This is a genomic window from Agrobacterium sp. GD03872, assembly GCF_029840625.1.
Lineage (GTDB): Bacteria > Pseudomonadota > Alphaproteobacteria > Rhizobiales > Rhizobiaceae > Agrobacterium > Agrobacterium fabrum_A.
Genome location: NZ_JAOCCY010000002.1, coordinates 674,296 through 688,497 on the forward strand (window position 1 = coordinate 674,296; position 14,202 = coordinate 688,497).

14 protein-coding genes and 1 pseudogene are annotated in these 14,202 nt (G+C 60.7%); 12 read left to right on the forward strand and 3 right to left on the reverse strand.

Going from position 1 to position 14,202, the window contains the following annotated elements:
* Both N5D22_RS07255 and N5D22_RS07260 read right to left on the reverse strand, forming a co-directional pair.
* Positions 1–1,848 carry a tetratricopeptide repeat protein gene (locus tag N5D22_RS07255; RefSeq protein ID WP_279654991.1) on the reverse strand — a complete coding sequence of 616 codons (1,848 nt, stop codon included), beginning with the start codon at positions 1,846–1,848 and terminating at the stop codon, positions 1–3.
* Positions 1,849–2,037: 189 nt separating this feature from the next.
* Positions 2,038–3,054 carry a polyprenyl synthetase family protein gene (locus tag N5D22_RS07260; protein WP_063949834.1) on the reverse strand — a complete coding sequence of 339 codons (1,017 nt, stop codon included), beginning with the start codon at positions 3,052–3,054 and terminating at the stop codon, positions 2,038–2,040.
* A gap of 111 nt (positions 3,055–3,165) precedes the next feature.
* Here N5D22_RS07260 and N5D22_RS07265 point away from each other — a divergent pair, with 111 nt between their 5' ends.
* From N5D22_RS07265 to glyS, 11 genes are all read left to right on the forward strand, one after another.
* Positions 3,166–3,396 carry a DUF2007 domain-containing protein gene (locus tag N5D22_RS07265; RefSeq protein WP_003503261.1) on the forward strand — a complete coding sequence of 77 codons (231 nt, stop codon included), beginning with the start codon at positions 3,166–3,168 and terminating at the stop codon, positions 3,394–3,396.
* Between the two features lie 6 nt (positions 3,397–3,402).
* Complete coding sequence (locus N5D22_RS07270) at positions 3,403–4,203, forward strand: tRNA1(Val) (adenine(37)-N6)-methyltransferase (protein WP_279654993.1); 801 nt, start codon at positions 3,403–3,405, stop codon at positions 4,201–4,203.
* Positions 4,204–4,294: 91 nt separating this feature from the next.
* Complete coding sequence (locus tag N5D22_RS07275) at positions 4,295–5,161, forward strand: S49 family peptidase (RefSeq protein WP_279654994.1); 867 nt, start codon at positions 4,295–4,297, stop codon at positions 5,159–5,161.
* A 20-nt stretch (positions 5,162–5,181) separates the two neighbouring features.
* Positions 5,182–5,376, forward strand: a complete 195-nt coding sequence (locus N5D22_RS07280) for a membrane protein (RefSeq protein ID WP_003503256.1) — start codon at positions 5,182–5,184, stop codon at positions 5,374–5,376.
* A gap of 52 nt (positions 5,377–5,428) precedes the next feature.
* On the forward strand, positions 5,429–5,659 hold the full coding sequence (locus N5D22_RS07285) for an AbrB/MazE/SpoVT family DNA-binding domain-containing protein (RefSeq protein WP_279654995.1): 231 nt from the start codon (positions 5,429–5,431) through the stop codon (positions 5,657–5,659).
* The gene (locus tag N5D22_RS07290) at positions 5,656–6,072 is read left to right on the forward strand and encodes a PIN domain-containing protein (RefSeq protein WP_279654996.1); all 417 of its coding nucleotides are present in this window, start codon (positions 5,656–5,658) and stop codon (positions 6,070–6,072) included. The genes N5D22_RS07285 and N5D22_RS07290 overlap by 4 nt, the downstream gene beginning before the upstream one ends.
* A gap of 80 nt (positions 6,073–6,152) precedes the next feature.
* Entirely contained in the window at positions 6,153–7,115 is a 963-nt protein-coding gene (locus tag N5D22_RS07295; RefSeq protein WP_035218800.1) for a glycine--tRNA ligase subunit alpha, read from the forward strand.
* A gap of 78 nt (positions 7,116–7,193) precedes the next feature.
* Positions 7,194–7,745, forward strand: coding sequence for a LemA family protein (locus N5D22_RS07300; RefSeq protein ID WP_080852634.1), 552 nt, complete (start codon positions 7,194–7,196; stop codon positions 7,743–7,745).
* An 87-nt stretch (positions 7,746–7,832) separates the two neighbouring features.
* A complete protein-coding gene (locus tag N5D22_RS07305) occupies positions 7,833–9,110 on the forward strand; it encodes a 3-phosphoshikimate 1-carboxyvinyltransferase (protein ID WP_279654997.1) in 1,278 nt (425 codons plus the stop codon).
* Between the two features lie 21 nt (positions 9,111–9,131).
* Positions 9,132–11,069, forward strand: a complete 1,938-nt coding sequence (locus N5D22_RS07310) for a DUF2207 domain-containing protein (RefSeq protein ID WP_279654998.1) — start codon at positions 9,132–9,134, stop codon at positions 11,067–11,069.
* A gap of 125 nt (positions 11,070–11,194) precedes the next feature.
* A complete protein-coding gene (glyS, locus tag N5D22_RS07315) occupies positions 11,195–13,348 on the forward strand; it encodes a glycine--tRNA ligase subunit beta (RefSeq protein WP_279654999.1) in 2,154 nt (717 codons plus the stop codon).
* 31 nt (positions 13,349–13,379) lie between these two features.
* Here glyS and N5D22_RS07320 read toward each other — a convergent pair.
* Positions 13,380–13,546, reverse strand: a pseudogene (locus tag N5D22_RS07320) (riboflavin biosynthesis protein RibD); the annotation flags it as partial.
* Positions 13,547–13,589: 43 nt separating this feature from the next.
* Between N5D22_RS07320 and N5D22_RS07325 the strand changes: the two are divergent.
* Positions 13,590–14,075: a DUF523 domain-containing protein gene (locus N5D22_RS07325; RefSeq protein WP_279655000.1), complete on the forward strand. Its 486-nt coding sequence runs from the start codon at positions 13,590–13,592 to the stop codon at positions 14,073–14,075.
* Positions 14,076–14,202: the final 127 nt, after the last annotated feature.

The window sequence follows — 14,202 nt, forward strand, 5'->3', positions numbered from 1 at the left end:
TCAGGATTTCTTGTCCGGAGTGGCGGCCGGCGCCGGTGCCGGAGGAGCAGGCGGCTGTGGCGCGACGTCCTTCTTGGCGGTATTTTCGGCATCCTTTTCCACCGCTGGCAGGCCGTTGGCGATCTTTTCCTTCACCTTGGCCTTGTCCACGTCGTCGCTGTCGCCGATCAGGGCGCGGTTCCATTGATAGATCGCCTCGATCTTGCGGCCGACCCGCCAGTAGGCGTCGCCCAGATGGTCGTTGATGGTCGGATCGCCGGCCTTGAGTTCGATCGCCCGTTCCAGTTCGGTCACGGCTTCATCGAAATCGCCGAGGCGATAATGCGCCCAGCCGAGCGAATCGACGATATAACCGTCATTCGGCCGAAGCTCGACGGCGCGGCTGATCATCTTCATGCCTTCATCGAGATTGATGCCCTTGTCCACCCAGGAATAACCCAGATAGTTCAGAACCTGCGGCTGTTCCGGGTTGAGCTCCAGCGCCCGCTTGAAATTCGGTTCGGCCTTGTCCCATTCCTTTAGCCGCTCATAGGCGATGCCACGCTGGAAGAAGACCGACCAGTCGGATTTCTGCGGCACGGAGCCGATCACCTCTATGGCCTTGTCGTAGTTCTCGGCCATTGCCCTGTAGTCCTTGGCGTCCGAAAGCACGCTGCCATAGGCGAGATAGGAACGAATGTCCTTCGAATCGGATTCCAGCAGGGATTTGAGATGCGCGCGCGCTTCCTCCACCTTGCCGGTCTGTGCGAGCGTCAGTCCGAGCTGCAGCTCGGAGATGCGATACATCGGCGAATCCTTCGGCACCTCGCGGTAAAAGGCAATGGCGCGGTCAGGCTGTTTCAGGGCTTCGGAAAGGCCACCGAGAAGGATGAGCGTATCCGGGCTCTTCGGATCGAGCGCGTGTGAGGTCTGGAGGTAAAGCGTGACGATCTCTTCGGCGCCTTCGCGGTTCAGCGCGCCGGCGATGGAGAACATGACGCCGGCAGCACCCTCCACGGCATTGGTGATCTGCTGTTCCGGCTTTTCACCCTTTTCGATGGACTGGCGAAGCGCCTTCAACGGCGCGTAATTCGGCGCGAAAGTGTCGCCGACCGCAATCGCGTCCAGCGCTTTCTGCCTGTTGCCGGCGGAGGCTTCCAGCCGGGCAAGCGCCATCACCGCGCGCATATAGGTATCGGAAGCGGTCGCCCCGCCTTCGCGATCCGTCACCGCCTCGTTCAGGCTCTTGCGGGCGGCCTCGTTATTGCCGGAAACAAGGGCGATGGCCGCCGCATTGTATTTCTGGAAGATCGAAATCCAGCCCGGGCCCTTCATATTGTTGACCATCGCCAGCGCTTCCTTCGGCTTGCCGGAACCGGCGCGCGCCCAGGCGGTCAAAAGCGTGTTGACCATGCGGTCGAGGTCGTTCGGACCGGTATATTTCAGGATCTTCTCGGCCTTGGCGAAGTCCTTGTCCTTGATGGCGTCGAGACCGCGCACGATGGTCGTGACGCGTTCCACCGAGGTATCGTCCTTCATCGAATCGGCGATCTTGGCGCCGGCCTCGAAATTGCCGCTCAGAAGTTCGGCGATCATCAGCCGCTGGCGGATTTCCGTATTGGCCGGATCGAATTCCAGCGCCTTCTTGTAAAGCGAAATCGCGGTGGGATAATCCTGATCGACATCGGCGTTGCGCCCTGCGAGGAAAGCGCCGGAGAAGGTGTTCACCTTGCCGGGATCGAACGTGACGGCCTTGTCTTCCGGTGTCGCCTTCGTCTCCGCAAAGCCGGGGCTTGCACCCGCGCCGATTGCGAGAGCAGCGGCAAGGGCCGCGCTGCAGAGAAGACGGAGTGCTGGTTTACGCCGCATGAGGGAACCTTTGCCTTTGTGCAGAAGCACGGAAAAATCAGTTTCCATTGTTGGTCACGATAGAATGGCTTTTTTGAAGCAGCCCCGCAAGAAATTATGGCTCCGGCCACAATCACACCTTGCGGAGAAGCTGGCCCTAAACATTGGGCGGATGGCCTTTTCCTTCCGCCTTTCGCCCGGCCTGTGACGTCAGTTCAGACGCTCGATGCAGAAGTCGATCACTTCCAGCAGCGCATTTTTCCACGGGCTCTGCGGCAGCGGTGCGAGCGCGTCGCGGGCAATCGTGCCGTAATGCGTGGCGCGGCCGATCGTATCGCCAAGACCGTTGTACTTGGTGATGAGGCCCAGCGCCTTTTCGAGGTTCTCGTCGCTGCTTTCGCCCTTTTCGATGGCGTTGCGCCAGAAGGCGCGCTCATCTTGCGTGCCGCGGCGATAGGACAGGATGACCGGCAGGGTGATCTTGCCTTCGCGGAAATCGTCGCCGGTATTCTTGCCGAGATCGGCGGACTTTCCACCGTAATCAAGCACATCGTCGACCAGCTGGAAGGCAAGGCCGAGATTCATGCCGTAGGATTTCAGCGCGCTGCGGGTCGCCTTGTCGGTCTTCGCAACGATCGGGCCGACTTCCGCCGCCGCTGCAAAAAGTGCGGCCGTCTTGGCGCGAATCACCTGCAGATAATCGTCTTCCGTCGTTTCCATGTTCTTGGCGACCGAAAGCTGCAACACCTCGCCTTCGGCGATTACCGAAGCGGCGGTGGACAGCACGTCGAGCGCATCGAGAGAGCCGACATCCACCATCATGCGGAAGGCCTGGCCGAGCAGGAAGTCACCGACGAGAACGCTCGCCTGATTGCCCCAGATGGTGCGGGCGGTGGATTTGCCGCGGCGCAGATCGCTCTCATCCACCACATCGTCATGCAGCAGCGTCGCCGTGTGCATGAATTCGACACTGGTGGCGAGCTTGATGTGGTTGTCGCCCTCGTAACCGAACATCGAGGCCGAGGCGAGCGTCAGCATCGGCCGCAGACGCTTGCCGCCGGAGGAGATGAGGTGGTTGGCTACCTCGGGTATCATCTGGACATCCGAACCGGCCTTGGAAAGGATAAGCTGGTTCACCCGTTCCATGTCGGGGCGGGTCAGGTCGACAAGCGGCTTGACGGATGCGAGTTTGTTTTTGCTTTCTTCAAGCGGTATGACGACGCCCAAGGGACAGGACTCCAGTTCGAATTTGCATTCGACAATAAAAACTGACGCCTTGCGCGGCAAGGGGCGAATTGCCGCTAGCCATTCAAAAAGATGGGAATTTAAGGTCTATCCATGCGTGAACTGATCCGTACCAACGATGCCGTGCTGCTCTCCTTCGCCGAAAGCCTGATGAAGGATGCCGGCATCCATTGCCTCATTGCCGATCAGGCGATGAGCATTCTGGAAGGATCGCTTGGTCTTTTACCGCGCCGTTTTCTGGTTGAAGAGGATCGCGCCGATCAGGCCCGCCGCATCCTGATCGATGCCGGGCTCGGCGACGAGCTGCGCAACGAAGAGGCTTGATCGGCGGTGGGCGGCGGCACTTCCGAAACGATCGACGCCTTTCACCGGGGCCGGTTTCACGTCATCCAGCCGAAGGGCAGGGGGCATCGGGCGGGAATGGACGCCATGCTTCTGGCCTCGCTGGTGGCGGATGAGCGCGCCTGCCGGATAGCCGATCTCGGCGCGGGTGCGGGAGCTGCCGGCATGGCGGTTGCGGCGCGGCTGGAGAATGCCGAGGTGACGCTGTACGAACGCTCGCCGGAAATGGCGCAATTTGCCCGCCGCAGCCTCGAACTGCCTGATAATGCTGCCTTTGCCGCGCGGGTGGATGTGCGCGAGGCCGATGTGACCCTGCGGGCGAAAGCACGCGCCGAAGCGGGGTTGCCCGATGGTTATTTCCATCACGTCATCATGAACCCGCCCTATAACGATGCGGGCGACCGCCGCACGCCGGATGCCCTGAAGGCCGAAGCGCACGCCATGACCGATGGCCTGTTCGAAGACTGGATCAGGACCGCGGGCGCGATCATGGTGCCGGGCGGGCAGCTTTCCCTGATTTCAAGGCCGCAATCGGTGGCGGAGATCATCGCCGCCTGCGGCAGCCGTTTCGGCGGGCTCGAGATCACCCTCATCCACCCGCGGCCCGGCGAGGACGCCGTGCGCATGCTCGTCACCGCCGTCAAGGGTTCGCGGGCGCGGCTGTCCTTCCGCGCGCCGCTCATCATGCATGAGACCGGCAGCCATGCCTTCACCCCCTTCGTGGATGACCTGAACAATGGCCGCGCCGCCTATTCGCGTAATGTAAGGGCAATCCGGCCCATGCCATAAATATCGCCGTTCCGCCGGTCGCAAACCATTGTGTTTTGCGGGGCGATACATACATCCGTGACGAATGGATAAATGCTGTGAGGATTGAGTAGTGGGTTTTCTGAAGTATCTGGTGCCGAAACGCTTTCGTAAAAAAGAGCTCGTCATCCCCGTGGTGCGCATGCATGGTGCGATCATGGCCGGCGGCAACCAGTTCCGTCCCGCCCTCAATCTCGCCTCCTATGCGCCGCTTCTGGAAAAGGCCTTCGCCGTCAAGGATGCTCCGGCTGTCGCCATTTCGCTCAACTCGCCCGGCGGTTCGCCCGTGCAGGCGCGGATGATCTATAATCGCATCCGCCAGCTCGCCGAGGAAAAGGAAAAGAAAGTCTTGATCTTCGTGGAGGATGTTGCAGCCTCCGGCGGCTACATGATCGCGCTTGCCGGCGACGAGATCATCGCCGACCCCACCTCCATCGTCGGCTCCATCGGCGTCGTTTCCGGCGGTTTCGGTTTTCCGGAAATGCTGAAGAAGATCGGCGTGGAGCGCCGTGTCTATACGGCCGGCGAGAACAAGGTCATCCTCGATCCCTTCCAGCCGGAAAAGGAGGGCGATATCGATTATCTGAAGTCACTTCAGGTCGAAATCCACAATGTTTTCATTGATATGGTCAGGATGCGCCGCGGCTCGAAACTGAAGGGCGACGAGGCGATTTTCTCCGGCCTGTTCTGGACCGGCATGCGCGGTCTCGATCTTGGCCTGATCGACGGGCTGGGCGACATGAGGGAGGTTCTACGCCGCCGTTATGGCGAAAAGGTCAAGCTCCAACTCGTCAGCGGCGGGCGCACTCTGTTCGGCAAAAAGGTGCCGGGCGTCAATGCGTCGCTGGACGTGAATGCCGAAAGGCTGGCCGCCGGCGCCGTCTCGGGGCTTGCGGAGATTGCCGAAGAAAAGGCATTGTGGTCGCGTTTCGGTCTATGATGTCGCGGGAATAAAGCCTTATGGCGCAGCTCATTACAATTATTCTTCTGGTGGTGGGATCCGTCATCCTCTACCGCCGCTTCGTCCGGGATGCGGAAAAGCTCTCGGCGAAATCGAAACAGCGCGAGAAGGAACGCGAAACCGGCGCCATCGGCACGCTGATCAAGGACCCGGAAACCGGCGAATACCGCGTGAAGCGCGAGGATGAGACGTAATTTTCCTGTAACGCGGAATTTGCTATAGTCGCTTTCGAGTAAGGAGGCTGTCATGCGTGTCACGAAATGGGGCGATAGTCTTGCGGTCCGCATTCCGGCGGATGTCGCGGAAGCCTTGCACATCAAGGAAGGCGACGAGGTGGATGTTTCTGTGCCGACACAGGAACTGTCTGCTTCTATTTCGCAGGAGGAGCGCGAAAAAATACTGACGTATATTCGCGCTCAGCGTTGGCAGCTTCCACCCGGCTGGAAATTCGACCGCGAAGAGGCAAATGAGCGTTGAGCCATTTGCCCTTTCTCGATACGAATATCTTCATCTATGCCTTTCTGGATGATGAACGGTCATCCAGGGCCCAGGAGATCGTTTCGAAACCTTATGTGACGAGCGTTCAGGCATTCAATGAATTTGCCAGCGTAGTCCGGCGGAAGTGGCCTCAAAAATGGGTTGAAATCCGTAGGTCGCTGGATGGTCTCCGTCGAATGGCGGTGACAGTCGTTGAACTCGATGTGCAGTTAAATGCGAGCGCTATCGATCTTGTCGATAAATATAACTTCGCTTTCTATGACGCGTTGATGGTGGCAGCAGCCCTAGAGGCTGAAAGCGCCGTCTTCCTCTCTGAAGACATGCATGACGGTCTTACCGTCGAAGGGCGAATGAAGATCGCCAACCCGTTCACTGCCCGTCTCCACGCATAAAACCTTGACCCTCACGCCATGCCGTGGCACGTGTCCGCATCCGAAGTAAGTCAGTGCTTACTTGTCCTCCTAACGCCGCGATGACTGCAATGACCGATATTCCCGACCATATGAACCCGAAGCGTTCCTTCCAGGCGCTGATCCTGACGCTGCACAATTACTGGGCCGACAAGGGCTGCGCGGTGCTGCAGCCCTACGATATGGAAGTGGGCGCGGGCACGTTTCATCCGGCGACGACGCTGCGTGCGCTTGGTCCCAAGCCATGGAAGGCCGCTTATGTACAGCCGTCGCGCCGCCCGTCCGATGGCCGTTACGGCGAAAACCCCAACCGCTTGCAGCATTATTACCAATATCAGGTCATTCTGAAGCCCAACCCTTCCAACCTGCAGGAACTCTATCTCGGTTCGCTAAAGGCGATCGGCCTCGATCCCTTGCTGCACGATGTGCGCTTCGTCGAAGACGATTGGGAAAGCCCGACGCTCGGCGCTTGGGGTCTCGGCTGGGAATGCTGGTGCGACGGCATGGAAGTGTCGCAGTTCACCTATTTCCAGCAGGTCTGCGGCATTGAATGCTCGCCGGTCGCGGGCGAGTTGACCTATGGTCTGGAGCGTCTCGCCATGTATGTTCAGGGCGTCGACAATGTCTACGACCTGAACTTCAATGGCCGCGAAGGCGAAGAGAAGATTTCCTATGGCGACGTCTTCCTGCAGGCCGAGCAGGAATATTCTCGCCATAATTTCGAATTTGCCGATACGGCCATGCTGCATCGCCATTTCATCGACGCCGAAAAGGAATGCCAGGCGCTTCTCGCCGCCGGTGCACCCGGCGATAACGACAATCAGCGCCTGCACAAATGCGTGTTTCCGGCCTATGACCAGTGCATCAAGGCCAGCCATGTCTTCAACCTTCTGGATGCACGCGGCGTAATTTCGGTCACGGAACGCCAGAGCTATATCCTGCGCGTGCGCACGCTGGCGAAAGCCTGCGGCGAAGCCTTCCTGCTGACGGATGCGGGCGGGCTGAACTGGAACAGGGCCGCCTGAACGTTTATGTAAGGCGGGGCAACAGTCTAACGTGCGGAGGCCACTACGGTGTCCGCGCCTCTTGAGGAGGGGTCGGGAATGTTCATCACGCTGGCTATTATCGCGGCAATCGCGCTTTATGTCGTCTTCATCTATAACGGCCTCGTCAAGGCGCGGCAGATGAAGGAAGAGGCGTGGTCGGGCATCGACGTGCAGCTGAAGCGCCGCGCCGATCTCATTCCCAACCTCATCGAGACAGTGAAGGGTTACGCGGCGCATGAAAAGAGCACCTTCGAGGAGGTGATCAACCTGCGTAACCGGGCGCAGGCCGTGCCGGCCGGCGATGTCGAAGGTCGCGCCCAGGCGGAAGGGCTGCTGTCGCAGGCGCTCGGTAAACTCTTTGCACTTGCCGAAGCCTATCCCGATCTCAAGGCCAATACGAACTTTCTGGAATTGCAGCGTTCGCTGGAAACCATCGAAGGCGAAATCCAGATGTCGCGCCGTTATTACAATGGCGCCGCCCGCGATCTCAACGTCAAGGTGGAAAGCTTCCCCTCCAATCTGGTCGCCGGCCAGTTCGGCTTTGCCAAGGCGCCGTATTTCGAGATCGACAATCCGGCCGACCGCGCCGTGCCGACAGTGAAATTCTAAGCGCACTGTTCCCCCGGTGGCTTAAGACCTCCCGTTCAAATTCCGATAATCCGGCTCTTCGCCGCATTCTTTGACAAGACGACAATCATGATCGAACTGACCATCACCCCGCCCGACCACCCGCTTTCCGGCAAGGTCGAGCCGCCCGGCTCCAAGTCCATCACCAACCGTGCGCTTCTCCTGGCTGGTCTTGCCAGGGGCAAAAGCCGGTTGACCGGCGCATTGAAAAGCGACGACACGCTTTATATGGCCGAAGCCCTGCGCGAGATGGGTGTCAAGGTCACCGAGCCTGATGCCACCACCTTCGTGGTGGAAGGCACAGGTGTATTGCAGCAGCCGGAAAAGCCGCTTTTCCTCGGCAATGCCGGCACTGCCACGCGCTTCCTCACCGCTGCCGCAGCACTTGTGGATGGCGCCGTCATCATCGATGGCGACGAGCACATGCGCAAACGCCCGATCATGCCGCTGGTGGAGGCCCTGCGCTCCCTCGGCGTCGAGGCGGAAGCGCCGACCGGCTGCCCGCCCGTCACCGTCTGCGGCAAGGGTACAGGGTTCCCGAAGGGCAGCGTCACCATCGACGCCAATCTTTCCAGCCAATATGTGTCGGCACTTCTGATGGCGGCCGCCTGCGGCGACAAGCCTGTCGATATCATCCTCAAGGGCGAGGAAATCGGCGCCAAGGGCTATATCGATCTCACCACATCGGCCATGGAAGCTTTTGGCGCGAAGGTGGAGCGGGTGAGCAACGCCATCTGGCGCGTGCATCCGACGGGTTACACGGCGACCGATTTCCACATCGAGCCGGATGCCTCCGCCGCCACCTATCTCTGGGGTGCGGAACTGCTGACCGGCGGCGCGATCGATATCGGCACGCCGGCCGATAAATTCACCCAGCCGGATGCCAAGGCCTATGAGGTCATGGCGAAGTTTCCGCATTTGCCCGCCGAAATCGACGGTTCGCAGATGCAGGACGCCATTCCGACCATCGCGGTTCTCGCCGCCTTCAACGAAACGCCGGTGCGTTTCGTCGGCATCGCCAATCTGCGCGTCAAGGAATGCGACCGTATCCGCGCCGTCTCGCTCGGCCTCAACGAAATCCGTAACGGTCTGGCGCATGAGGAAGGCGACGACCTGATCGTGCATTCCGACCCGGCTCTTGCGGGCCAGACGGTCAAGGCCTCCATCGACACTTTTGCCGACCACCGCATCGCCATGAGCTTTGCGCTGGCGGCGCTGAAGATCGGTGGCATTGCCATCCAGAATCCGGCCTGCGTCGGCAAGACCTATCCCGGTTACTGGAGGGCGCTCGCCTCGCTGGGTGTCGACTATACCGAAAAGGAAAGCGCTGCCGAGCCGCAGCACTGAGCCATTGAGGAGGGACCGCCCGTGAAGACCATCGCCGCAAGACTTCTCGCGCTGTTCGTCTTCGTGAGCGCGGCCTTCCCGGCCTTCGCGGAGGAATTCATCCGCTCCTACCATTCCGTCGTCGAGGTGGCAGCGGATGGCAAGCTGACGGTAACGGAAACCATCACCGCCCGCGCCGAAGGACAGAACATCAAGCGCGGCATCTTTCGCGATTTCCCGCTTTATGCGCTGGATGCGAATAACCGCCGCACGAAGGTGGATTTCAACGTCGTTTCGGTGGAGCGCGATGGCGCGCCGGAAAATTGGCGCACCGAAACCATCGATGGCGGCATCCGCATCTATACCGGCAGCGCCGAGCGTTTTCTGCCGACCGGCGAGCATATCTTCCAGATCACCTACACCACCGCCCGGCAGATCCGCTATTTCAGCGATTATGACGAGCTGACCTGGAATGTCACCGGCAATGGCTGGCAATTCCCCATGGGCGAGATTTCCGCCACCATCACCCTGCCGCAGGGCGTCAGGGCCACCGATACGGCCGTCTTCACCGGTCCGCTTGGCGCGAAGGGCAAGGATGCGCGCATTCTGAACGAAGGCAACGAGGTGTTCTTCGCCTCCACCCGCCCGTTTACGGTTGGCGAGGGCATGACGGTCGCCGTCAAGCTGCCCAAGGGTGCGATTGCCGCGCCTGACACCTCGCAGGAGGCGGGCTGGTGGCTGCGGGATAATCTCGCCATCCTGCTTTCGGGCGGCGGGCTTTTCGCCGTGCTGCTCTATTACCTGCGGGCGTGGTTCGCCGTCGGCCGCGATCCGGCGAAGGGCGTGGTCGTGCCGCGCTGGGATGCGCCGGAGGGGCTTTCTCCGGCTCTGGTCAATTACGTCGATAATCGCGGTTTTTCGGGCGCTGGCTGGACGGCGCTCTCTGCCTCGGCCCTTGATCTTGCGGTGAAGGGTTATGTCGTTCTGGAAGACCTGAAGAACGCCATCGTCATTCGCCGCACGGAAAAGGTAACCGCCGCCGATCTGCCGACCGGCCAGAAGACGCTGCTGTCCTCCATCGGCAGTCCGGGCGAGACGCTGACCATCGACAAGGCCCATGGAGCGGAGGTGGAAAAGGTCGGAAAACAGTTCCGCGCGGCGATAGAGAAAGAACATCGCGGCAAATATTACCGCAGCAATGCCGGTTACATCGTCTTCGGCATCCTCCTCAGCATCGCCCTCATCGTTGCAACGCTGGTGTTTGGCGATCTGGATGAAAGCGCCATTGCCGCCGTGCTGGTCTTCGGCTTTTTCGCCTTCTTCTTCAGCATCCTGTCGATCGGCATCGGCCGCCAGTTTTCGCGCGGCGCACCGCTGCGCAAACGCATCGGCGGCATCGTCATGCTGGCCTTTGCCGGTTTCGTGGCTTTTTCGGCCATTGGCGGCATCGCCACACAAATCCTGCTGGATGTGACGCATGACACCAAGTCGCTGGCACTGGCCGCCATCGGCGGCATCGTGTTGACCAACGCGCTGTTCCTGTTTCTGATGGGCGCGCCGACGCCGCTCGGCCGCAAGCTGATGGATGGCATTGAAGGCCTCCGAACCTATCTGACGCTGGCGGAAAAAGACCGGATGAACATGGCCGGCGCGCCCGCCATGTCGCCGCAACATTTTGAAACGCTGCTGCCCTATGCCGTGGCGCTCGGCGTCGAAAAACCGTGGAGCCGCACCTTCGAGGCATGGCTTGCCACAGCCGCCGCCGGTGCCGCTGCTGCAAGTTATGCGCCCGGCTGGTACGCGGGCAGCAATTACGGCAGTTTTGGCGACAGGATCGGCGGCTTTTCCACCTCCATGGCCAATACCATCGCCTCCACCATTCCCCAGCCCGTTAGCTCGTCCGGCTCCAGCTTTTCGGGCGGTGGCGGCGGCGGTTTTTCCGGCTCCGGCGGCGGCGGCGGTGGTGGTGGCGGCTGGTAACGCTCGCCGGCGGTAATTTAACCGAATGCCTTGGTGACTTTTGCCGCGTTGCTTGCTAAGCCGACCTGTCGTTTTTCACGGCATACATCGTCCGACAAAAGATACAAAGATAAAGTCCTTATCCCATGCCCGATCTTCTGCTTGAACTCCGCTCCGAGGAAATCCCTGCCCGCATGCAGCGCAAGGCGGCGGGCGATCTGAAGAAACTCGTCACCGATGCCTTGGTGGAGAGAGGGCTGACCTATGAGGGTGCGCGCGAATATTGGACGCCGCGCCGCCTGACGCTGGATATTCGCGGCCTCAACGCCCGCTCCGCCGATGTGCGCGAGGAAAAGAAGGGCCCGCGCACCGATGCCAATGAAAAGGCCATCGAGGGCTTTCTGCGCGGCGCCGGCCTCAACGACATCTCGGAAGCGCAGGTCGTTTCCGATCCGAAGAAGGGCGATTTCTACATCGCCATCATCAATAAGCCCGGCCGCCCGGCGGAAGAGATCATCGCGGAAGTGATGCCCGGCATCATCCGTTCTTTCCCCTGGCCGAAATCCATGCGCTCCGGTCCGGCCTCCATGCCGAAGGGATCGAGCTATGCCGGCATCGAAGGCAAGGGTTCGGAAAGTCTGCGCTGGGTGCGGCCGCTGCAATCCATCGTCTGCCTGTTCGGCCCCGAACATGACGAGACGCAGGTCATTCCTTTCGTTATTGATGGCATCGTCGCCGGCAACGTCACCTATGGCCATCGTTTCCATGCGCCGGGCCCGATCACCGTGCGCCGTTTCGAGGATTATGTCTCGAGCCTCGAAAAGGCGAAGGTCATTCTCGATGCCGAGCGCCGCAAGGATATCATCCTGCACGACGCCAAGGATCTGGCTTTCGCCAACGGTCTCGAACTGGTGGAAGATGAAGGCCTGCTGGAAGAAGTCTCCGGCCTCGTCGAATGGCCGCAGGTGCTGATGGGCACCTTCGAGGAAGATTACCTGCAGATCCCGGCGGAAATCATCCGGCTGACCATCAAGACCAACCAGAAATGTTTCGTCACCCGCAATCAGGGTGCGGAAGAAGGTCTTTCCAACCGCTTCATCCTGATCTCGAACATCGAGGCGAGCGACGGCGGCAAGGAAATCATCCATGGTAATGGCAAGGTCGTGCGCGCCCGCCTGTCGGATGCCCGCCATTTCTGGAACCGCGACCAGGGCGATCTGCCCGATCTCGAAACGCTGAAAGATTCGGCTGCGAAATTCGGCCTCGATCTCAAGAAGCCGCTCGACCAGCGGATGGCGAAGCTCGATGCGCTGAACGTTACCTTCCATGCCAAGCTCGGTACGCAAGGCGAGCGCGTGGCCCGTATTCGCGAACTGGCGAAGGCGCTGGCCCCGGTTGTCGGCGCCGATGCCGATCTGGTGGACCGCGCCGTGGTACTGGCCAAGGCTGATTTGCGTACCGAAGCCGTCGGTGAATTCCCTGAGCTTCAGGGCCTGATGGGCCGTAAATATGCGACGCTGCAGGGCGAGAATGAAAGCGTCGCGGCGGCAATCGAAGATCACTATAAGCCGCAGGGTCCGTCCGACCGCCTGCCGGCCGACAAGGTCGCGATCACGGTCGCTCTGGCCGACAAGCTCGATACACTCGTTGGTTTCTGGGCCATCGACGAGAAGCCGACCGGTTCGAAGGACCCCTTCGCGCTGCGCCGTGCGGCGCTGGGCGTGGTGCGCATTCTGCTTGAGAAAAACGTGCGGCTTCCGCTGCTGAGCGTTGCGAAGGACCCGGACCTTCTCTCCTTCTTCCACGATCGCCTGAAAGTCTACCTCCGCGACCTCGGCGCGCGTTACGATCTGATCGACGCCGTCCTGACGCCGGAATCCGACGATCTGCTGATGATCGCCCGCCGTGTCGAGGCGCTCACCGCCTTCATCACCGGCGAGGATGGCCGCAACCTTCTGGCAGGCGCCAAGCGTGCAACCCAGCTTCTGGCCGCCGAGGAAAAGAAGGGCACCGTGGTGGCCGATGGCGTCTCGGAAGAGCTGTTGAAGCTCGATGCCGAAAAGGCGCTTTATGCGGCGATCAAGACCGCCTCTGCCGACGCTGCGAAGGCTGTTGCGGGTGAGGATTTCCGCTCCGCCATGCAGGCGCTTTCGGCGCTTCGCGCACCCGTCGATAAATTCTTCGAGGATGTGCTCGTCAATGACGAGGATGCGGCCATCCGTGCCAACCGTCTGGCGCTGCTGAAGGCCATTCGCGAAGCCACCGGAACGGTTGCCGATTTCTCGAAGATTACGGGGTGAGGGGTTTCGGGGTAGCCAGGTATGTCAGCGTGCTTGGTTCACCCCCCTCTGCCCTGCCGGGCATCTCCCCCTCAAGGGGGGAGATCGAATCGCGGCAGCCTCTCGATCACCTCTAATGTCGCGATTTTTGCGGGGAGCCTTCCTCTTGCCGATCTCCCCCCTTGAGGGGGAGATGCCCGGCAGGGCAGAGGGGGGTATTTTCGGCTTCCACGCTTGCCGGGATCGTTTTAGATTGATCGACATGACCCCCAAAATCCTCATCAGCGCCTGCCTCCTCGGCCAACCGGTCCGTTATGACGGCAGAGGCAAACCCTTCTCCCACTCGGCGATAGACCGCTGGCGGCAGGAGGGCAGACTAGTCACGATCTGTCCGGAAATGGCGGGCGGCATGCCCGTGCCACGCCCGCCGGCGGAAATCGAGAGGGGTGCCTCCGGTGTCGATGTGCTGGAGGGCCGCGCCCGCGTGCTGGAGGTCACCGGTGGCGATGTCACGGCGCAATTTATTGCCGGTGCGGAAAGGGCGCTGGCCTTCGCCAGGGCCAATGCCTGCACATATGCGCTTCTGATCGACGGCAGCCCGTCCTGTGGGTCGGTTGCAATCTATGACGGTTCGTTTTCTGGCGTCAAACACGCGGGCAATGGGGTGACGGCGGCGTTGCTCGAAAAAGCCGGTATTGCCGTGTTTTCACCTGCCGATATCGATCGTCTCGATGCGCTGACCCGCTGAAATGAGGCGCTGCAAATACGGCATCGCCTGCTTCCCGAGGTGGTAAATACTCCCTGCTGTCATCCTCGCCCTTGAGGCGAGGATCCACAATGCAAGCTGGCCATGGGTCCTCGGGTCGAGCCCGAGG

Coding starts and splice junctions, on each gene's coding strand:
- N5D22_RS07255 (WP_279654991.1), bottom strand. CDS start 1,848: ATGCGGCGTAAACCAGCACTCCGTCTTCTCTGCAGCGCGGCCCTTGCC.
- N5D22_RS07265 (WP_003503261.1), top strand. CDS start 3,166: ATGCGTGAACTGATCCGTACCAACGATGCCGTGCTGCTCTCCTTCGCC.
- N5D22_RS07280 (WP_003503256.1), top strand. CDS start 5,182: ATGGCGCAGCTCATTACAATTATTCTTCTGGTGGTGGGATCCGTCATC.
- N5D22_RS07285 (WP_279654995.1), top strand. CDS start 5,429: ATGCGTGTCACGAAATGGGGCGATAGTCTTGCGGTCCGCATTCCGGCG.
- N5D22_RS07295 (WP_035218800.1), top strand. CDS start 6,153: ATGACTGCAATGACCGATATTCCCGACCATATGAACCCGAAGCGTTCC.
- N5D22_RS07300 (WP_080852634.1), top strand. CDS start 7,194: ATGTTCATCACGCTGGCTATTATCGCGGCAATCGCGCTTTATGTCGTC.
- N5D22_RS07305 (WP_279654997.1), top strand. CDS start 7,833: ATGATCGAACTGACCATCACCCCGCCCGACCACCCGCTTTCCGGCAAG.
- glyS (WP_279654999.1), top strand. CDS start 11,195: ATGCCCGATCTTCTGCTTGAACTCCGCTCCGAGGAAATCCCTGCCCGC.
- N5D22_RS07325 (WP_279655000.1), top strand. CDS start 13,590: ATGACCCCCAAAATCCTCATCAGCGCCTGCCTCCTCGGCCAACCGGTC.